This is a genomic window from Pseudomonas sp. AC463 (genome assembly GCF_979253585.1).
Map to the genome: position 1 here is coordinate 1 of NZ_CEEDDZ010000150.1, position 411 is coordinate 411.

At 67.6% G+C, this 411-nt stretch carries 1 protein-coding gene; it reads left to right on the forward strand.

What is annotated here, in order from left to right:
- Positions 1-221: 221 nt before the first annotated feature.
- Positions 222-411 (forward strand): thioesterase family protein (locus AC0IYH_RS29535; RefSeq protein ID WP_471837610.1); only part of this gene is annotated, 190 nt, incomplete at its 3' end.

Sequence of the window (411 nt, forward strand, 5' to 3'; positions counted from 1 at the left end):
CTCCGCGACATTGCGCTCCACGACCTCGCCGCCGAACGCGCGGGTGTAGAAGTCCAGCGCCTCCTGACCGCGGCGGCCGCGGATGGTGAGGAAGGGGGTGACGCCAGCGGTGGGACGGTCGGCCATATGTTCGCTCTCCTGTGCTTTCCGGCGGTTCTACCGCCGCTTGGACGAGGCGAACAGGGTTCCGTCCGACGAACCGTTGGGTTAACGGGGCGCGCATGACCGGCGTGGACCAGCCGACGGAGGGGCGTTTCGCGGGCGTGGAGCATCGCCTGCCCCTGCGCGTGTATTTCGAGGATACCGATCTGTCGGGCGTCGTCTACCACGCCAATTATTTGCGCTATATGGAGCGGGCGCGGTCGGACATGCTGCGGCTGGCCGGGATCGACCAGCGCGCGACGTTCGAGG